At 60.7% G+C, this 17810-nt stretch carries 19 protein-coding genes and 2 pseudogenes; 16 read left to right on the plus strand and 5 right to left on the minus strand.

Annotation, left to right across the window (positions count from 1 at the left end):
• Positions 1-5: 5 nt before the first annotated feature.
• Both PY308_RS22020 and PY308_RS22025 read left to right on the plus strand, forming a co-directional pair.
• Positions 6-430, plus strand: a pseudogene (locus PY308_RS22020) (organic hydroperoxide resistance protein).
• A 104-nt stretch (positions 431-534) separates the two neighbouring features.
• Positions 535-1250 (plus strand): annotated as a pseudogene (locus PY308_RS22025) (IS6 family transposase).
• Between the two features lie 194 nt (positions 1251-1444).
• Here the strand turns inward: PY308_RS22025 and PY308_RS22030 are convergent.
• The 3 genes from PY308_RS22030 to PY308_RS22040 form a co-directional block, all read right to left on the minus strand.
• Positions 1445-2458, minus strand: a complete 1014-nt coding sequence (locus PY308_RS22030; RefSeq protein WP_275791304.1) for a LacI family DNA-binding transcriptional regulator — start codon at positions 2456-2458, stop codon at positions 1445-1447.
• A 74-nt stretch (positions 2459-2532) separates the two neighbouring features.
• Positions 2533-3042: a gluconokinase gene (locus PY308_RS22035; protein ID WP_275791305.1), complete on the minus strand. Its 510-nt coding sequence runs from the start codon at positions 3040-3042 to the stop codon at positions 2533-2535.
• Between the two features lies 1 nt (position 3043).
• Complete coding sequence (locus tag PY308_RS22040; RefSeq protein WP_275791307.1) at positions 3044-3802, minus strand: SDR family oxidoreductase; 759 nt, start codon at positions 3800-3802, stop codon at positions 3044-3046.
• A gap of 98 nt (positions 3803-3900) precedes the next feature.
• Here PY308_RS22040 and PY308_RS22045 point away from each other — a divergent pair, with 98 nt between their 5' ends.
• Entirely contained in the window at positions 3901-4848 is a 948-nt protein-coding gene (locus PY308_RS22045; protein ID WP_275791507.1) for a 2-hydroxyacid dehydrogenase, read from the plus strand.
• Positions 4849-4859: 11 nt separating this feature from the next.
• A complete protein-coding gene (locus PY308_RS22050; protein WP_275791308.1) occupies positions 4860-5891 on the plus strand; it encodes an L-idonate 5-dehydrogenase in 1032 nt (343 codons plus the stop codon).
• A gap of 10 nt (positions 5892-5901) precedes the next feature.
• On the opposite strand, the gene PY308_RS22055 is transcribed toward PY308_RS22050, so the two are convergent.
• Complete coding sequence (locus PY308_RS22055; RefSeq protein ID WP_275791309.1) at positions 5902-6840, minus strand: LysR family transcriptional regulator; 939 nt, start codon at positions 6838-6840, stop codon at positions 5902-5904.
• A gap of 125 nt (positions 6841-6965) precedes the next feature.
• Between PY308_RS22055 and PY308_RS22060 the strand changes: the two genes are divergently transcribed.
• The 5 genes from PY308_RS22060 (at position 6966) to PY308_RS22080 (ending at position 10764) form a co-directional block, all read left to right on the plus strand.
• A complete protein-coding gene (locus PY308_RS22060) occupies positions 6966-7805 on the plus strand; it encodes a transporter substrate-binding domain-containing protein (protein WP_275791310.1) in 840 nt (279 codons plus the stop codon).
• Positions 7806-7923: 118 nt separating this feature from the next.
• Complete coding sequence (locus tag PY308_RS22065) at positions 7924-8622, plus strand: amino acid ABC transporter permease (RefSeq protein WP_275791311.1); 699 nt, start codon at positions 7924-7926, stop codon at positions 8620-8622.
• Positions 8623-9333 carry an amino acid ABC transporter permease gene (locus PY308_RS22070; RefSeq protein WP_275791312.1) on the plus strand — a complete coding sequence of 237 codons (711 nt, stop codon included), beginning with the start codon at positions 8623-8625 and terminating at the stop codon, positions 9331-9333. It begins immediately after the preceding gene.
• Positions 9330-10061, plus strand: coding sequence for an amino acid ABC transporter ATP-binding protein (locus PY308_RS22075; RefSeq protein ID WP_275791313.1), 732 nt, complete (start codon positions 9330-9332; stop codon positions 10059-10061). Before PY308_RS22070 ends, PY308_RS22075 begins: the two co-directional genes overlap by 4 nt.
• Before the next feature lie 28 nt (positions 10062-10089).
• Positions 10090-10764, plus strand: coding sequence for a 4-carboxy-4-hydroxy-2-oxoadipate aldolase/oxaloacetate decarboxylase (locus PY308_RS22080; RefSeq protein WP_275791314.1), 675 nt, complete (start codon positions 10090-10092; stop codon positions 10762-10764).
• Between the two features lie 26 nt (positions 10765-10790).
• Here PY308_RS22080 and PY308_RS22085 read toward each other — a convergent pair whose 3' ends face one another.
• On the minus strand, positions 10791-11711 hold the full coding sequence (locus tag PY308_RS22085; protein WP_275791315.1) for a DMT family transporter: 921 nt from the start codon (positions 11709-11711) through the stop codon (positions 10791-10793).
• A gap of 185 nt (positions 11712-11896) precedes the next feature.
• On the opposite strand from PY308_RS22085, the gene PY308_RS22090 reads away from it, so the two are divergent.
• The 7 genes from PY308_RS22090 to PY308_RS22120 are packed head-to-tail and all read left to right on the plus strand — an operon-like array spanning position 11897 to position 17810.
• Positions 11897-12301, plus strand: coding sequence for an acetyl-CoA carboxylase biotin carboxyl carrier protein (locus tag PY308_RS22090; protein WP_275791316.1), 405 nt, complete (start codon positions 11897-11899; stop codon positions 12299-12301).
• Positions 12301-13692, plus strand: coding sequence for an acetyl-CoA carboxylase biotin carboxylase subunit (accC, locus tag PY308_RS22095; protein ID WP_275791318.1), 1392 nt, complete (start codon positions 12301-12303; stop codon positions 13690-13692). The genes PY308_RS22090 and accC overlap by 1 nt, the downstream gene beginning before the upstream one ends.
• On the plus strand, positions 13689-14081 hold the full coding sequence (locus PY308_RS22100) for a biotin/lipoyl attachment domain-containing protein (RefSeq protein WP_275791319.1): 393 nt from the start codon (positions 13689-13691) through the stop codon (positions 14079-14081). Before accC ends, PY308_RS22100 begins: the two co-directional genes overlap by 4 nt.
• Positions 14078-14785 (plus strand): 5-oxoprolinase subunit PxpB, encoded by a 708-nt coding sequence (pxpB, locus tag PY308_RS22105; protein ID WP_275791320.1) that lies wholly within the window; start codon positions 14078-14080, stop codon positions 14783-14785. The genes PY308_RS22100 and pxpB overlap by 4 nt, the downstream gene beginning before the upstream one ends.
• Positions 14782-15777: a 5-oxoprolinase subunit C family protein gene (locus tag PY308_RS22110; RefSeq protein ID WP_275791321.1), complete on the plus strand. Its 996-nt coding sequence runs from the start codon at positions 14782-14784 to the stop codon at positions 15775-15777. The genes pxpB and PY308_RS22110 overlap by 4 nt, the downstream gene beginning before the upstream one ends.
• Positions 15778-15793: 16 nt before the next feature.
• Complete coding sequence (locus tag PY308_RS22115) at positions 15794-16561, plus strand: 5-oxoprolinase subunit PxpA (protein ID WP_275791322.1); 768 nt, start codon at positions 15794-15796, stop codon at positions 16559-16561.
• Positions 16562-16607: 46 nt separating this feature from the next.
• Entirely contained in the window at positions 16608-17810 is a 1203-nt protein-coding gene (locus PY308_RS22120) for a pyridoxal phosphate-dependent aminotransferase (protein ID WP_275791324.1), read from the plus strand.

Raw genomic sequence — 17810 nt, forward strand, 5'->3', positions numbered from 1 at the left:
CGACGATGAGCGCACTCTACAGCACCAAAGTCACCGCGATCGGTGGCCGCAGCGGCACCGTCCTCAGCGAGGACGGTCTTCTTGATCTTCCGCTGGCGCTGTCCGCGACGATGGCGGCAAGGGCGGTGCGACTAATCCCGAGCAACTGTTCGCGGCCGGCTATGCGGCCTGCTTCGAAAATGCGGTGATCCACATCACACGCAACAAGGCGATCAGGGTGAAGGATACTGACATCGTGGTCGTGGCCGAAGTGGGTTTGCAGCCAAATGGCAGCGGTGGTTTTGCACTTTCAGTGGCGCTCGAAGTGGCGATTACTGGGCTCGATCAGGCAACGGCTGAGGAGATCGTGCAAGTGGCGCATGCGACGTGCCCCTATTCGAACGCGGTAAGGGGCAATATCGACGTCGCCATCACCGTTAAGACGACCTGATGTCGATGCGGGAGGCGGATAGGACGGAAGGGCAACAACGCGTCGATCCCTAACCTGCACTGTAAAGTTAACTGAGAAACGATTAAAATGTGGGATCTGTCGGCATGGCCAGATCTGCACGTGATCTTCTCTATCGTCGCCACCGGTTTCCAGCGGAAGTGATTGCCCATGCCGTATGGCTCTATTTCCGGTTTCCGCTCAGCCTGCGCATGGTCGAGGATATGCTGGCAGCTCGAGGTATCATCGTCTCTCACCAGACCGTAAGATTGTGGGCAGAGAAATTCGGCAGGCAGTTCGCCAATGATATCCGGAAGCGATCAGCCGGTAGGCTCGGTGACAAATGGTACCTCGACGAGGTCGTCATCACCATTGGAGGGAAGAAACACTGGTTATGGCGCGCCGCCGATCAGCATGGCTTCGTCCTCGACGTTCTGGTCCAAAGCCGCCGCGATGCCAGGGCTGCCAAGCGGTTGATGCGCAAGCTTCTGAAAGGGCAAGGTTCTGCCCCGCGCGTTACGATAACCGACAAGCTTCGATCCTATGGTGCGGCGAAGCGGGAGATTATGCCGGCGTCGAGCATCGTTCGCACAAGGGCCTGAACAATCGGGCTGAGAATTCTCATCAACCTATCCGGCGACGGGAGAGGATCATGAAGCGGTTCGAGTCACCGCGACAACTTCAGCGCTTCGTTTCAATCCACGACCCGATCGCCAACCTCTTCCAAATTCCCCGCCACGACATTCCATCTCACCACTATCGCGAGCTGCGAGGCGCCGCGATGCAGATATGGAGCGGGATCGCCCATCTTCAGGTAGCATGATCGCAGACCTCGTGCCTTACCTTGACCCAAGGCCGTTAAGTTTACAGTGCCCGCCACGGGCATGAAGATTGGGTAAGTATCCGATGTAGCGCCATGTATGCTTCTATGGGATTTGGTGTGACTTAGGTCCGAATTGGTTAAAGGCGGTACACTGGGAGAAAAATTATCCTATCTCCTTGGAAATTTTGGTTTGTCTAAGTAGAGCTCGCCCGCACGATCAATTCCGGCATGATCGTTAGGTTCGAGACATCGCCGGACCCGGTAAGAATGTCGAGAATGAAAGCACCGGTCTTCTCGCCGATCGCCCTTGAGCGGGCGTCGATCGTCGTTAGGGTCGGTACGCAGACATCGCTGATCTCGTAATTGCCAAAACCGCCGACGGCGATCTTTTCGGGCACTGCGATGCCCTGGCGCTGACATTCGGTGAGAGCTCCGAAGGCAGAAAGGTCAGAAACGCAGATCACCGCGTCGGTGTCCGGATAACTGTCCAGCAGGCGGGACATTGCATCAGCCCCTTCGCGCATCGAAATCGGCGGAGGACCGGCAGCAATCAACCGGGTAGGGTCGAGGCCATGCGCCGTCATTGCTTGCACGAAGCCGAGACGGCGGTCGCTGCCGCGTGTGTCACCACCAGCATCGCCACCGATGAAGGCGATGCGCCGGTAGCCTACAGCGATGAAGTGATCGACCATAAGCTGCACCGCCGCGGCATTGGAAAAGCCGACGTAATAGCCGACAGGCTGTTCCGGCACATCCCAGGTCTCGATCACCGGAATATTGGAGTTTTCGAGCAGCTTCCGGCCCCGCTGCGTGTGGCGGCCGCCGGTGACGACAATCGCCTGTGGCTTGCGGCGCAGCAGTTGCTCGATCAACCTCTCCTCGATCTGCATGTCGTAATTCGTATAGCCCAGCAGGGTCTGCATGTTACTGCGGCCGAGCACCTCGGACAGGCCGGCGACCGTATCGGCGAAATTGGCGTTGTTGATCGACGGGATGATGACGGCGACGAAATCCGTCTTTTTCGAGCGCAGGTTCGAGGCCGTGGCGTCGAAGACATAGCCCAGTTCCTCGGCCGCCGTCAGAATGGCATCGCGGGTTTCCGGGCTGACCAGGCTATCTGCCTTGAAGGCACGCGACACCGTCATCGACGATACGCCGGCCCGGCGAGCGATATCGGCCATGATCGGCGGCTTGCGGCCTGAACTCATCGGATCGGATACTGTCTGTGGTTTGACGTCATGGCACTACATCGCCTTTCAGGCTGCATTGCAAGCGGTTCGCCTCAAGGATCCAGCGCCGCGATCGATGCCGTCACCATCGATACAACCGCTGCCAATGGCTGGTTGATGGCGACGGTTACCGAGGCTTCATCGGCGGTTGGCGGTTCGAGCGTGGCGAACTGGCTGTCGACCAGCGATGCCGGCATTAAATGACCCGGCCGGGCTTTCATCCGCTGGGCGATGACCTCTTTCGGGCCGGACAGATGCACGAACAGCACCCCTCCGCCGGCATCCTTGCGGATACGGTCGCGATAGATCCGCTTCAGTGCCGAGCAGCCGACGATGGTGGTGTTCCCGGCCATGGCCAGCGTCTCGCCGATCCGGTCGAGCCACGGCCAGCGATCGCTATCCTCAAGCGGTTTCCCGGCCTGCATCTTGGCGATGCTGGCTGGCAAATGCATGTCGTCGCCGTCGATATAGCGGTCGCCAATTGCTGTGGCGAGCGCTTCGCCGACCGACGACTTGCCGCAACCGGAGACGCCCATGATGACGATGCGGGTCGGTTTCGCCATATCAGAGCGATGCCGTGATGCCGCCATCGACATAGAGCGTGTGGCCGTTGACGAAGGAAGAGGCGTCCGATGACAGGAAGATACAGGCGCCGACCAGTTCCTCGACCTTGCCCCAGCGGCCGGCCGGCGTGCGCTTTTCGAGCCAGGCTGAAAATGTCTCGTCGCTGACCAGAGCGGCATTGAGCGGCGTGTCGAAATAGCCGGGGGCAATGGCGTTGCACTGCAGGCCGTGTTTTGCCCAGTCGGTCGCCATGCCCTTGGTCAGGTTGCCGACAGCACCCTTGGTGGCGGTGTAGGGCGCTATGCCAGGTCGGGCAAGAGCCGTCTGGACGCTGGCGATATTGATGATCTTGCCCTTGCCGCGCGCGATCATGTGACGGGCGACGGCCTGGCCGACATTGAAGACGCTCGACACGTTGGTGCGCAGAAGGCGCTCGAAGGCGTCGGCGGGAAAGTCTTCCAGCGCGGAACGGTATTGCATGCCGGCATTGTTGACGAGGATGTCGATGGCGCCGGTTTCCGCCTCGAAACGATCGACGGCGTCGCGCGCCGCCTGATGATCGGTGGCATCGAACGCGAGGATATCGACCTCAGTCTCGAAGCCTTCGGCGGCAGCTTTCAGCTTGGTCTCGTCGCGACCATTGAGGACGATCGAGGCGCCGGCTGCCGCTAGACCCTGTGCCAGGGCAAACCCTATTCCCTGCGACGAGCCGGTGATGAGCGCGCGTTTTTCCTTCAGGTCGAAAAGCTGCAGCGACATGGTGTCCTCCGATTTTTATCTCGACAAAGTTCGTTGTCGATGGTTATGTTATCGATAACATTGCCTGTCAAGACGTTTCCATGGGAGTGAACACCAAAATGGCGAAGCCGCAGATCCTACAAATCGGCCCTTATCCGCAGTGGGACGAGGAACCCCTTAACGCAGCATTCGAAGTGTATCGATACTTCGACGCGGTCGATAAGCCTGCCTTCCTCGCGGAAGTTGGCCCCGGTATCCGTGGCATCGCCACGCGTGGCGAACTCGGCGCCAACCGGGCGATGATCGAGGCCTGCCCCGATCTCGAAGTCATCTCGGTCTATGGCGTCGGCTACGATGCCGTCGATCTCGCCGCCTGCCGCGAAAAGGGCATTCGCGTCACCAATACGCCCGACGTGCTGACCAATGACGTGGCCGATCTCGGTATTGCGATGATGCTCTGCCAGTCGCGCGGTGTGATCGGCGCAGAGACCTGGGTGAAGGATGGCAGCTGGGTAGCCAAAGGTCTTTATCCGCTGAAGCGCCGTGTCTGGGGTCGTCGCGCCGGCGTGCTCGGCCTCGGCCGCATCGGCTTCGAGGTCGCCAAGCGCCTCAAGGGTTTCGACATGCAGATTTCCTATAGCGACGTCGAACCAAAATCCTTCGCCGAAGGCATGACCTTCGTGGCAGATTCGGTGGAACTGGCGAAAAACGTCGACTTCCTGTTCGTCACGCTGGCGGCCTCCGCCGATACCCGCCATATCGTCGGGAGGGATGTCATCGCAGCACTCGGTGCCGAGGGCATGTTGATCAACATTTCCCGCGCCTCCAACATCGATGAAGACGCGCTTCTCGCGGCGCTGGAAGACGGCATCCTGGGTTCGGCTGCGCTTGACGTGTTCGAGGGCGAGCCGAAGCTCAACCCGCGCTTCCTGTCGCTCGACAATGTGCTGCTGCAGCCGCACCATGCCTCGGGCACGTTCGAAACCCGTCAGGCGATGGGCAAGCTGTTGCGCGACAATCTCGAAGCGCATTTTTCGGGCGCAGCGCTCCCGACACCGGTTCTGTGAGGGTTACGATCATGAAAGCCATTGTCGCACATGCGGCCAAGGACCTGCGCATCGAAGACGTGCAGGATAAAAAACCCGGTCCGGGCGAAGTCAAGTTGAGGCTCGCCACAGGCGGCATCTGCGGCAGCGACCTGCATTATTACAACCATGGTGGTTTCGGCGCCGTTCGCCTCAAGCAGCCGATGATCCTTGGCCACGAGGTTTCGGCCTATGTCGAGGAACTGGGGGAGGGCGTCGAAGGTCTGTCGATCGGCGAACTTGTCGCCGTGTCGCCGTCGCGTCCCTGCCGGATCTGCCAATATTGCCAGCAGGGCCTGCACAACCAGTGCCTCAATATGCGTTTTTACGGCAGCGCCATGCCGTTCCCGCATGTCCAGGGCGCTTTCCGCGAGAGCCTGGTGGCCGATGCGTTGCAATGCGTACCGGCCGGCGACCTGACCCCAGCCGAAGCGGCCATGGCCGAACCACTGGCCGTCGTGCTGCATGCTACCCGCCGCGCTGGCGAACTGCTCGGCAAGCGCGTACTGGTCACCGGCTGTGGCCCAATCGGCGTGCTGGCGATCCTTGCCGCCCGCCGGGCCGGCGCTGGCGAGATCGTCGCGACCGACCTGTCCGATTTCACGCTCGGCATGGCCAGGAAGGCCGGTGCCGATCGCATCATCAACACGAAGAACGAGCCGGAGGCGCTGGCCCCCTATTCCGTCGACAAAGGCACGTTCGACATTCTCTACGAGTGCTCTGGCGCAGTCGCGGCACTGACCGGTGGCATCGCAGCCCTGCGTCCGCGCAGCATCATCGTCCAGCTCGGCCTCAGCGGCGATATGAGCCTGCCGATGATGGCGATCACCGCCAAGGAACTCGACCTGCGCGGTTCCTTCCGTTTCCACGAGGAGTTCGCAACCGGCGTGCAACTGATGCGCAATGGGCTGATCGACGTCAAGCCGTTGATTACCCATACCGTGCCGCTGGAACAGGCGCTGTCCGCCTTCGAGATCGCCTCCGACCGCAGTCAGGCAATGAAGGCGCAGATCGCATTTTCATAAAACGCCTTGATCATTTGCCTGCCGCATTCACCTGCGGCAGGCAGGTCCAGTGACCTTCCAGCCCAAGACGCGAGACCACGCCGAGCAGAATGGCGCGCACCTCGAGGACGGCGCGGGTTGGCGGATGGTTGACCGGCATGTCGAGCACCAGCCGCCGCGCCAGGCTGGGGCGCGACAGAGGGACGGCGGAGAGATCGCCGTTTTCGTGATCGGCATAGGCCGCGCCACGCCCGAAAATGGTCAGGCCATGCCCGGCGCGTATCGCCGCCTTGGTGCTGGCCACACCTTCTATTTCCTGAACGATATTCAGTTCCCGCCCCAGCATCAGCGCCTGCCGCTCGAGCAGGATGCGAATGCCGTGCCTGCGCGTCGGCAGGATCATCGGCAGGCCCAGCGCCTCCTCGACCGTCAACACCTCGTCGCGTGAGAACCGCCCCTGTGGCCCTATCGCATAAAGCGTCTCGTCGAACAGCGGAACAGCGGTCGATTTGGCGACGCTCTCCAGTGTGACCGCAAGATCATGCATGCGGGTCTCCACCGCTGTGCGCAGCGCCTGACTGTCGCCTTCGCTCACCGTCAACCGGATTTTGGGAAAACGCGCTGAGCATTCCTCAATCACCGGGACTGTCAGCGTCGGGCAGATCGAACTGAGGATGCCAAGCGACACGTCGCCGGTCGGATATTTCGCCTGCTCTTTTGTCGCGGCTTCGGCTTGATCGACCGCGCGCAGGATGGCTTGCGCATGTGACAGCAGGGTCTGTCCCGCCTCGGTCACCACCGCGCCTCTCGGGGTTCGGTTCAGCAACAGAACGCCTAACTGCGCCTCAAGTGCGCGCATGTGAGAACTGAGCGCCGGCTGCGCGACACCCAGTTCGCTGGAGGCGCGGGTGAACGAGCCCAGTTCGGCGATCTTGGCGAAATAGCGCATTTTCAGAAGGTCGAGTGCCATCTTGTGCCCCTTCTCCGATATATATATAACATATAACAGATATCTCCAATATATATTTGTTCGAATAGTGGTGGCTGCTTATAAATGACGCTTGCAGCAGGAGGATGCTGCCAAGGAGGATCACCATGAGACTGAAGCACATCCTGGCTGCCGCCATTTTTGCCGGCGCCGCTGGCCTTTCAACCATCGCTTCTGCAGAACAGCTTAACGACATCAAGGCTGCCGGCGAGCTCAACTGCGGGGTGCTGACCAATTCGCCGCCACTCGGCTTCCAAGACCCAAAAACCCGCGAGCCGGCCGGATATGAGATCGAAATCTGCCAGATGCTGGCGAAATATCTCGGCGTCACACCGAAGCTGACTGCTGTTTCACCGCAGACACGCATGGCCGAACTGACACAGGGCCGTGTCGATATTCTGTCTTCGCTTTTGAGCTACAGCAAGCAGCGCGCCGAGCAGGTGGATTTCAGTGGCGCTTATGTCGCCGAGGACTTCAATTTCGTCGTGCTCGACAAGTCGGATATCACCAAGGTCGATGATCTTGCCGGCCAGCGTATCGGTCTCGTCAAGGGCTCCGTTCTGATCCCGCTTACTGAAAAACGCGTTCCCGACGCCCGCGTGCTTTCGTTCGAAACTAGCGCCGCATCCTTCCTGGCTCTGCAGCAGGGAAAGGTGAAGGCCACCGTCTATCGTTACTCGGAAGGCAAAGCCGTCGAGCGCAATGCTGGTGCCGACATCAAGGCCCTGCGCTTCCTTGACGAACCGCTGCTCTCGATGCCGTCCGGGTTTGCATTCCGCAAGGGCTCGCCGGAATTGGTCAAGGCAACCAACACCTTCCTCGCTGAGCTTGAAACCTCAGGCGAAGGCCAGAAGCTTTACGACAAGTGGCTGGGCAAGGATTCCGAGCTGAAGGCTGAGCGCAAGTTCGAATTCGGCAAGCCGCAGGAAAGCTGGTTCAAGGAATAGGCACCTGCCAACACCTTCCGGCAGGTCGACTGCCTGCCGGGCCAATCTCAACGACGGCCGGAATGAAAAGTGAGCCGTCTGTCGGCTTTGCGACGCGCCAGAGCGGGACTGTATCGATATGGGCTATCAACTCGATTTCAGCAAAGTCCTGCAGGGAGAGTATCTCGATCTCATCCTGCAGGGTCTTCAGACCACGCTGATCCTGTTCGCCATCTCGTGGGTCATCGGACTGGTTCTGGCGGTGTTGCTTACTGTGGTCAGGGCGATCGAATTCAAGCCGACGCAATTCCTCGTCGCGGCCTTCGTCGAATATCACCGCAACGTGCCGATCCTGATCCAGCTGTTTGTCTGGTATTTCGGCTTTGCAGTGGTCCTGCCGGAAGCGGTCAATGATTATCTCAACGATGTCGGTGCCGAAATCGGCTACGCCATAGTCGCCCTGGCGCTCAACAAGGCCGCGTACATGTCGGAGGATTTCCGCAGCGGTCTTCGCTCGATCCATCCGGCCCAGATGGAGGCGGCCCGCTCGATCGGCCTCAACTATCTCGGCGCGATGCGCTGGGTGATCCTGCCGCAGGCCTGGCGGTTGGCGCTTCCGGCGCTGCTCGGCCAGACGCTGATCCTGTTCAAAGGCACCAGCCTTGCGGCCGGCATAGGCGTCGCCGAACTCAGCTATCAGGCGCGCTATGTTGAGGAACAGTCCTTCCGGATTTTCGAAGCCTACGGCCTCGTGACGGCGATCTACATGGTCATTTCATTTGCGATCATGTGGGGCTCGTCGATCCTGTCCACGCGCTATCGGTTGAGGGTTAAGTAGATGCTCGAGATTCTGCAAGAATACGGCATCCTGCTGCTGATCGGTGAATATCCGCACGGCAAGCTCGGCGGCCTGGCGATGACGCTGATCATCTCCTTTGTCAGCCTGCTCGTCACCTTTCCCTGCGCCATCCTGATCGCGCTTGCCCGCACCGGCGATTCGAAGCCATTGAAATCGATCGCCAGTGGCTTCGTCCACTGCGTTCGCGCCATCCCGCTGCTGATGCTGATCTTCTGGGCCTATTTCGCGCTGCCGGTGGTCATCGGTTTCCCGATCGATGCCACCTATACGCTGATCATCGCCATCGTCGTTTATCAGACCGCGTATCTCGGCGAGATCATCGCTGCCGGTATCGAAGGCCTGCCGAAAGGCCAGATGGAGGCCGCCAAGGCGCTTGGCCTGGGTTACATCCCGACGACGTTCAAGATCGTGTTGCCGCAGGCGCTGTTCAACGTCGTTCCCGGTATCGTTAACCAGCTGACGACGATCATCAAGGAATCGTCGCTGGGCTCGATCATCGCAGTGCCGGAGCTTTCCTACGCCATGCTTCAGGTGAACTCCAACGAAGTCACCAAGCCGCTGCAGATTTTCGGCATTCTCGCCGCCACCTATTTTGTCCTCTGCTTCGCGCTCAGTCAGGCAACCGGCGTCCTTGAAAGGCGAATTTCCAAACGTCGCACCGGGCGGGTCATCGTGGAGGTCGTGGCATGATCGCGTTCCAGAACGTTTCCAAATGGTATGGCGCGCTGCAGGTCATCCATGACATCACCGCTACGGTCGAGAAGGGCACCACGATCGTGCTCTGCGGACCATCCGGCTCGGGCAAATCCACTTTGGTCAGAACCGTAAACCGGCTGGAGCCGATCCAGAAAGGCAAGATCACGCTTGCCGGTAGGGACATCCACGCAAAATCCGTCGATGTGAACGAACTGCGAACCGGCATCGGCTTCGTCTTCCAGCAGTTCAACCTGTTCCCGCATCTGTCGGTCATCGACAATGTCATGCTGCCGTTACGCCGTCTGCGCGGGCAATCCCGCAAGCAGGCGCTGCCAACAGCCATGCTGATGCTGGAGCGGGTCGGTCTTGCCGACAAGGCAGGATCCTTGCCGGCGGATATTTCTGGTGGCCAGTCACAGCGCGTGGCGATCGCTCGCTCCATGATTTTGCAACCCGAAGTGCTGATTCTCGACGAGCCGACCAGCGCGCTCGATCCGGAAATGGTCAGTGAAGTTCTGAAACTCCTCAAGGAGCTTTCCGGCGGCGGCATCACCATGATGTGCGTCACCCACGAAATGGCATTCGCCCGTGAAGTCGCCGACCGCATTTGGTTCCTGAAGAAGGGCGAACTGACCTTCGACGCAGCGCCGGACCTGTTTTTCTCGAAGGACACGCATCCCGACGTTCAAGGGTTCATGTCCGCCATCCACCGAAATCACTGAAATCGCAAAAATCCATACGGAGATCACCATGATCCACATCAAGCAGATTCCCGAGCGTCCGAGCAAGGAAGACATCGCAGCGCTGACGCCGTTCTCGCCGGCCACCATCCATGAGGCGCAGGGCCGTCGCGGCGCATTGTCGTCGCGTATCAAGCCAGTCGATTACCGGATGAAGCTCTGCGGCCCGGCCTTCACGGTCAAGAGCGCGCCGCGCGACAACATCATGCTGCAGCTTGCCATCAACTACGCCAGTCCGGGCGATATCATCGTCGTCTCCGGCGGCGAATACGAAGAAGCCGGCTCGTTCGGCGACGTTCTCGCCAACGCCTGCCTTGCGAAGGGTATCGGCGGCCTCGTCACCGATACCGGTGTTCGCGATACGCTACAGCTTCGCGACCTTGGATTCCCTGTGTTTTCGCTCAGCGTCTGCATCAAGGGTACGGTTAAGGAAACCCTAACGTCCGTCAACGATCCGATCATAATCGGTGACGAACTGATCTATCCCGGCGACATCATCGTCGGCGATGCCGACGGACTGGTTGTGGTGCGTCGTGGCGAGGCCCAGGAGGTCGCAAAGCTTTCGCAGGCTCGTGAAGATGCCGAAGCCGGCTATATCGCGGCCTACAAGGCCGGCAAGTCGGTGATCGAGGTCAGCAACCTCGAGCCGGTGCTGAAGGCCAAGGGCTTCAAGTCCGATATCTGATAAAATCCCGGAAGAGCGAGAACGCGTCAGGTCTCGTGCTTGGCCAGCGCGTTTTCCGCCAGCTGCATGCTGCGCTTCAGCCGGCTTTCCCGCCACACGGCAAAGAGACCGGCGGCTGCGACGACGACACCGCCGACGATCGTCGTTGCGACCGGCAGTTGGCCGAGCGCGAAATAGCCGATCAGCACCGACCACAGCATGGTGGTGTATTCGAACGGAGCCAGAAGCGAAGCCTGTGCGTGACGCAGGCTGACGGTGACCAGTATCTGCGCCATGCCGCCGAATATTCCGGCTGACAGCAGAAAACCGAACTGCCAGATCGTCGGCATGGTCCAGCCGAAGACGATCGTCGCCAGGCCGATGACTGTGGTGATCAGCGAGAAATACAGCACGATCGCGCCAGGCTGTTCGGTCCTGGCGAGATGGCGGATCTGCACCGCCGAGACTGCCGAAAACAGTGCCGCCAGAAGGCCCGCCGCGCTCCCGAGCATCGTTGCGGTGCTTGCCGTATCGAAAAAATTGAGATGCGGCAAGAGCATCAGCAGCACTCCGAGGAAGCCGATCGCCACCGAAGTCCAGCGATAGCCACGGATGACCTCATCTAGGAGGACGGCAGCGAGAACGACCGTAAACAGCGGCGCCGCGTAACTCAGCGCCGTCGCATCGGCGAGCGGCAGGTAGGCCAGTGCCAGATAGCTGAAGAACATGCCGCCAGTGCCGGAAAGGCTGCGCACCGCATGGCCGCCGAAATGCCGGGTTTTAGTCAGCGCGAGAATGTTTCCTTGTAGGCTAAGCCAGATCAGCAGCGGCAGCAGAGCGAAGATCGAGCGGAAGAACACCACTTCACCACTCGGGATCTGGCCATCCAGCGCCTTGATGCTCGCCGCCATCAGCGTAGCGCAGAGCGCCGCCAGCACCTTGAGGGCTATTCCTAGTCTGGGATTCATGACCGTTCACCGCATTCACAAACCTCCCGATTGTCTTTCAACACGGACGGTGCCGGGAGAGAACTGGAAAAGCGCTCCATCAAAACTTCGTCTGACCCCATCACGCGGCCACTGATGTAGTCAGAATGGCGCCTGACGCTGCATCTGCCAGCGGAAATACCGGCGGCCTTGTGCATGGGTGACGTATGGACCTCTCGAAAATCAAGACGTTGATCGACTTCGTCGGCCAATCGAACATCACCGAACTCACGGTCACGGAAAAAGACACGACCGTGCGGATCTTCCGCAATGGCAAGCCTGCCGCCACCTCCGCTGCAGCTGCAAAGCCGGCAGAAAGTGCTGCTGCGACCAAGACCTCCACCTCGGTCACCTCGCCGATCTTCGGTCTTCTGCACGTCGCGCCGGCACCCGGCGAAAAGGCGTTCGTTGCGCTCGGCGACATGGTCGAGGTTGGCCAGACATTGTTCATCATAGAAGCCATGAAGGTTTTCAACAGCATCACCGCGCCGCGTGCGGGCCGCATCGTCAGCATTGATGCTGCGGATGGCGCCGAGGTCGAGGTCGGTGACCTTCTGGCGGAGATCGCCTGATGTCACAGGTCGCCCACGAAAATACCGGAGACAAGCGCGGTTTCGATACCGTGCTGATCGCCAACCGCGGCGAGATCGCCCTGCGCATCCTGAAAGCCTGCAAGGATCTCGGGCTGAAGACGGTGATGGTCTGTTCCGAAGCCGACCGTCAGGCGAGCTACGGCAAACTCGCTGACAAATTCATTTGCATCGGCCCGGCCAGTGCCGGCAAGAGCTATCTCAACAGGGATGCGATCCTGCTGGCGGCTAGAATGACCGGCGCTGGAGCGGTTCATCCCGGCTATGGGTTTCTGTCCGAGAATGCAGCGTTTTCGGCAGCCGTCGAAGATGCGGGCATGGTATTCATCGGCCCGACCGCACAGTCGATCTCCACCATGGGCGACAAGATCGCCGCCAAGACCGCGATGATCGCCGCCGGCGTGCCCTGCGTCCCCGGTCCTGATTCCGAATTGCCCGACGACAGGGCGGCGGCCGAGGCCATCGCGGCGGAAATCGGCTATCCGGTCATCGTCAAGGCGGCCGGTGGTGGCGGCGGACGCGGCATGCGCGTTGTCGCGGATGCCGGTGCGCTGCACTCATCGGTTTCGACGACCCGGGAGGAAGCCCGCCAGGCATTCGGCACGCCGGCGCTCTACATGGAGAAATTCCTCCAGCATCCGCGCCATGTGGAAATACAGGTGCTGTGCGATGTGCATGGTAACGCCGTCTGGCTCGGTCACCGCGACTGCTCGATGCAGCGCCGTCATCAGAAGGTCGTCGAGGAAGCCCCGGCACCCGGCATTCCGCACGAGATCATCGGCCCGGTGGCCGATGCCTGCGTCACGGCCTGCCAGCAGATCGGCTATCGCGGCGTCGGCACGTTCGAATTCCTATACGAGGACGGCGGCTTCTATTTCATCGAGATGAACACCCGGTTACAGGTCGAACATCCGGTGACCGAAATGACCAGCGGTATCGACATCGTCCAGGCGCAAATCAGGGCCGCGCAGGGCATTCCGCTGACGATCTCCCAAGCCGATGTCGCGGCCGACGGCCATGCCTTCGAATGCCGCATCAATGCTGAAGACCCAGAGACATTTCTCGCCTCGGCCGGCACAATTATCGGTTTGCAGCTGCCATCCGGCCCCGGTATCCGAGTCGATACGCATGTGCATGCCGGCTACAAGGTCCCGCCCTATTACGACTCACTGATCGGCAAGCTGATCGTCCACGCGCCAACCCGCGCCGAAGCGATCGTGCTGATGCGGTCGGCGCTGGCGGACACGCAGGTCGAAGGCATTTCCACCAATCTGCCGCTGCTGCGCTCGCTGTTCGAGGACGAAGGCTTTGCCGCCGGCGGCACCGATATCCACTATCTCGAGAAATGGCTGAAGCAGCGGAACGCATCATGAGCGACTTCAATCTCAGCGATCCCTCTGCCATCGCCGCGATTTCCGAAGCCCTGACGAAGGCCGGTGTCGACGGCATCGAGATCGAGCGCGGTGCACAGAAACTGCGCATCGTCGTTGAGCGCACCGGCGCTGCCTCGGTACTGGTCGATGCTGCAAAGACTGCGGAAACAAATATTGTCAAGGCTCCGTTGGCCGGCGTTTTTCAGCCGGTTCCTGGCACTTTGACGCGTGAGGTTGGCCCTGGCGAAATCCTCGGCTTCATCCGCGTCGGCCCGGTCCTGCTGCCGGTCAAGGCCCCGAAAGCAGGCGTTCTGGCCCACATTCTTGCCGAACACGGCGCGCTGGTCGGCTACGGCCATCCACTCTTCGAAACAGAGCTGCTTCCATGAACCGTGCATCGAATTCCATTGCTGTTCGGCCGCTCGGCGCTCCTCTCGTGCAGGAACGGGTGCAGATTTCGGCCATCGGCGGTCGTGCTTTCCTGCTTGAGGCGCCGGGTGGTTTCGATCTCGCGGCACAGCGGCGGATCTGGGCGCTGACGCAGGTCGTTGCCTGTTGGGACGACGTGATCGAGACCGTTCCCGGCATGACCAATCTGCTGGCGATCTTCAAGGCCGTGCCGGAAAATCCGGATGCGGTGGTAGCAAGGCTTGTCGACGCCTGGGATCGCGCCGAAAGCATCGACATTCACGGCAAGATGATCGAGATTGCCGTGACCTATGGCGGCGAACACGCCACCGATCTAGCTGCGCTCTGCGACCTTTCCGGCCTGCGCGATCGGGAAATTGTCCGTATCCATCACGAGGGCACCTATACTGTGTTCGCCCTCGGCAGCGCGCCCGGCTTCGGCTACCTTCATGGGCTCGACCCGCGCATTCATATGCCACGCAAGACCGTGCCGTCGCTGAAAATGGAAAAGGGCTGCGTCACCATCGGCGGCATGCAGACCGGCGTTGCGGTGCTGACCGGCCCGAACGGCTGGAACTCGATCGGCTTTGCTGAACTGCCGATATTCGACCCAACCGCCGCAACGCCCGCTCTCATGACGCCGGGCGATATCGTGCGTTTCATCCCGGAAAGGATCGAGCTGTGATCGAGGTCGTCGATACAGGACCGCTGAACACCATACAGGATCTCGGCCGCACAGGTTTTCGCGATATCGGCGTAACCGTCAGCGGCGCGATGGATCCGCTGGCACTGAAGGTCGCCAACTTGCTCGTCGGCAACGACGATGGCGCTGCGGCGATCGAGTTGCAGACGTTTCCGTTCCGCGTCCGTTTTGGCAAACAGACCGCCTTTGCCGTCACCGGTGGCGGCGCTGCGACGCTCGATGATGTCGCCATACCGGCGTGGTGGATGCAGATGGCCGAAGCCGGGCAGGTGCTCGAGGTCACGCCGGTGGCCGGATCGGCCCGCGCCTATGTCACCTTCGGTGGCGGTGTGGACGTCGAACCGGTGATGGGATCGCGCAGCACGTCGTTAAGGGGTTCCTTCGGCGGCATGGGAGGCCGGTCCCTGAAGAAGGGCGATCTGCTCCCGCTCGGTGAAACGATGATCTCCGGACTGGCTGCCTATGGTTTTGGTGTCGTTCCGCCGCTGCTCGAAATGGCCTCGCTGTTTCCGGTTGCCGACGATGGCACGCTGCTGATCAGGGCGCTGCCCGCCGGTGAACATGACCTGTTCGGCGCCGATGCCGAGCGGTTCTGGAGCCAGACGTGGAAGATTTCCTCGCAGAGCGACCGCACCGGCTACCGGCTTTCCGGGAATGCCATTCGGCCGATCGCGCCGGTGGAAATGCGTTCGCACGGCATTGTTGCCGGCGTCGTGCAGGTGCCGCCGGCAGGCGAGCCGATCATCCAGATGAGCGATGCCAATACTGCCGGTGGCTATCCTAAGATCGCCGGCGTCCTCGAAGCCGATCTCTGGTTGCTCGGCCAGGCGCGCAGCGGCAGCCGGTTGCGTTTCGTGCGCTCCAGCCATGCGGAGGGCCGCGCACTCGACAAAGCCATCGCAGAATATCTCAAGGATATCCGAGTGACATCGCAGATGGTCGATCGTGCCTTGAAGACTATTTCCGGCCGTTGAAATATGGGGAAGAGTTATGAAGATCGACTTGAATTCAGACATGGGCGAGGGCTTCGGTCCCTACAGTCTCTGCGATGACGAAGCGATGATGAAGGTCGTCTCGTCGGCCAACATCGCCTGCGGTTTCCACGCCGGAGATCCGGATACGATGGCCCGCATGGTTCGGCTGGCCAAAGCCAATGGCGTCGGTATCGGCGCTCATCCGGGCCTGCCGGACAGGCAGGGTTTCGGCCGCCGGGAAATGCCCTATTCCAATGACGAACTTCGCCAGCAGATGCTCTACCAGCTTGGTGCACTGACGGCGATTGCCAAGGCCGAGCAGGTGCCTGTGGCCCATATCAGTTTTCATGCGGCGATGGGCAACACGGTCAACCGCGATCCCACACTTGCCGACCTGATGATGAACGCGATCCGCACCGTCGATCCCAATCTCATCGTCTTCGCCATGCCCGGAAGCGTCATTGCCGACGCGGCAGCGCGGGCAGGGCTGAAGTCGCTGCTGCTGTTCCTTGCCGACCGTGCCTATGACGCCGATGGCAAGCTGGTTGCCCGCGGCCAGCCGGGTGCCGTCATCAAGGAAGAGAATGCCTTGCGTGCGCGTGTCCGGCAATTCCTGAAAGACGGAACCGTGACCACCATCGAAGGCGCTACGCTTGTCATGCCGGCCCGTTCCATCCTAGTCCACAGCGATACGCCAGGATCGCTCGAACTCGCGCGGATCGTTCGAAGCGAGATCGAGGCGACAGGCGCGGTCCTCGCCCCGGCCTCCGAGATCGTCGGGTAAGTTCTCCTATCCATCCTCTAGTCAACGCTACCGAAAGCCAAACCCGATGCCAGCAATCGCCGATCGTCTGAAGAACGTCTCCATCTCCGCTTCCGCCGCGATGACCCAGCGTGCGCGCGACCTCGCCGCAAAGGGCGTCAATGTCATCAGCCTGTCGGCCGGCGAGCCCGATTTCCCCACGCCGTCGAACGCGATCGAGGCGGCACATGCGGCAGCGCTGGCGGGCGATACCAAATATCCGTCGATGGATGGCACGCCGGCCCTAAAGGCGGCGATCTCGCGGAAGTTCAAGCGGGATAACAATCTCGAGTACGATGTCAGCCAGATCATCGTTTCCGGCGGTGGCAAGCAGGTGATCTTCAATGCCATGCTGGCGACCATCAATCCGGGCGACGAAGTGGTCATCCCGACGCCGTCGTGGATCAGCTACGCGGATATCGTCAAGTTTGCGGGTGGCGTCCCGGTGCCGGTCGCCTGCCCGCAACAGGCCGGCTTCAAGCTCCGTGCTGAAGACCTGGAAGCTGCGATCACCCCGCGTACCAAATGGCTTTTTCTCAATTTCCCCAACAACCCGACCGGTGCCGCCTGCTCACGCGAGGAGATGAAGGCGATCGCCGAGGTCATGCTGCGGCATCCTGATGTCTGGATCATGACTGACGACATCTACGAACACCTGATCTACGACGACTTCGAATTCTGCACGATCGCCGAAGTCGAGCCGCGGCTCTATGACCGCGTTTTGACCATGAACGGCGCCTCGAAGGCCTATGCGATGACTGGCTGGCGCCTCGGCTTCTGCGGCGGCCCGAAAGACCTCATCTCGGCGATCAGTAATGTCAACGGCCAGAATGGCGGCGGCACGGCAACCGTCGTGCAGGCGGCAGCGGTGGCAGTGCTCGACGGTTCGCAGGATCTGCTGAAGGAGCGTGCCGCAATCTACAAGGAGCGTCGCGATTTCGTTCTTTCGGAACTCGCAAAGATCGAGGGCCTCCGTTGCCACAAGCCGGAAGGCGCATTCTATATCTTCCCGAACATGTCGGGCCTGATCGGCAAGACCTCCAAGGCCGGCCACAAGATCGAGACCGATACAGATTTCGTCATGGCGCTGGTCAACGAGCACCACGTCGCAACCGTACAGGGTGCGGCTTATGGTATGAGCCCGTTCTTCCGGATTTCCTACGCGACAAGCATGGAAAAGCTGACCGAGGCCTGCGGCCGTATCAGCCAGTTCTGCTCCGAACTTCGCTAA

The organism is Pararhizobium gei (assembly GCF_029223885.1).
Taxonomy (GTDB): domain Bacteria; phylum Pseudomonadota; class Alphaproteobacteria; order Rhizobiales; family Rhizobiaceae; genus Pararhizobium; species Pararhizobium gei.

Excerpts from the sequence above, each read along its gene's own strand:
- PY308_RS22045 (WP_275791507.1), top strand. The coding sequence starts at position 3,901 with ATGGCGAAGCCGCAGATCCTACAAATCGGCCCTTATCCGCAGTGGGAC.
- PY308_RS22035 (WP_275791305.1), bottom strand. The coding sequence starts at position 3,042 with ATGGCGAAACCGACCCGCATCGTCATCATGGGCGTCTCCGGTTGCGGC.
- PY308_RS22115 (WP_275791322.1), top strand. The coding sequence starts at position 15,794 with ATGAAGATCGACTTGAATTCAGACATGGGCGAGGGCTTCGGTCCCTAC.
- PY308_RS22050 (WP_275791308.1), top strand. The coding sequence starts at position 4,860 with ATGAAAGCCATTGTCGCACATGCGGCCAAGGACCTGCGCATCGAAGAC.
- PY308_RS22085 (WP_275791315.1), bottom strand. The coding sequence starts at position 11,711 with ATGAATCCCAGACTAGGAATAGCCCTCAAGGTGCTGGCGGCGCTCTGC.
- pxpB (WP_275791320.1), top strand. The coding sequence starts at position 14,078 with ATGAACCGTGCATCGAATTCCATTGCTGTTCGGCCGCTCGGCGCTCCT.
- PY308_RS22120 (WP_275791324.1), top strand. The coding sequence starts at position 16,608 with ATGCCAGCAATCGCCGATCGTCTGAAGAACGTCTCCATCTCCGCTTCC.
- PY308_RS22070 (WP_275791312.1), top strand. The coding sequence starts at position 8,623 with ATGCTCGAGATTCTGCAAGAATACGGCATCCTGCTGCTGATCGGTGAA.
- PY308_RS22040 (WP_275791307.1), bottom strand. The coding sequence starts at position 3,802 with ATGTCGCTGCAGCTTTTCGACCTGAAGGAAAAACGCGCGCTCATCACC.
- PY308_RS22075 (WP_275791313.1), top strand. The coding sequence starts at position 9,330 with ATGATCGCGTTCCAGAACGTTTCCAAATGGTATGGCGCGCTGCAGGTC.
- PY308_RS22065 (WP_275791311.1), top strand. The coding sequence starts at position 7,924 with ATGGGCTATCAACTCGATTTCAGCAAAGTCCTGCAGGGAGAGTATCTC.
- PY308_RS22100 (WP_275791319.1), top strand. The coding sequence starts at position 13,689 with ATGAGCGACTTCAATCTCAGCGATCCCTCTGCCATCGCCGCGATTTCC.
- PY308_RS22080 (WP_275791314.1), top strand. The coding sequence starts at position 10,090 with ATGATCCACATCAAGCAGATTCCCGAGCGTCCGAGCAAGGAAGACATC.
- PY308_RS22030 (WP_275791304.1), bottom strand. The coding sequence starts at position 2,458 with ATGAGTTCAGGCCGCAAGCCGCCGATCATGGCCGATATCGCTCGCCGG.
- PY308_RS22060 (WP_275791310.1), top strand. The coding sequence starts at position 6,966 with ATGAGACTGAAGCACATCCTGGCTGCCGCCATTTTTGCCGGCGCCGCT.
- PY308_RS22055 (WP_275791309.1), bottom strand. The coding sequence starts at position 6,840 with ATGGCACTCGACCTTCTGAAAATGCGCTATTTCGCCAAGATCGCCGAA.
- PY308_RS22090 (WP_275791316.1), top strand. The coding sequence starts at position 11,897 with ATGGACCTCTCGAAAATCAAGACGTTGATCGACTTCGTCGGCCAATCG.
- accC (WP_275791318.1), top strand. The coding sequence starts at position 12,301 with ATGTCACAGGTCGCCCACGAAAATACCGGAGACAAGCGCGGTTTCGAT.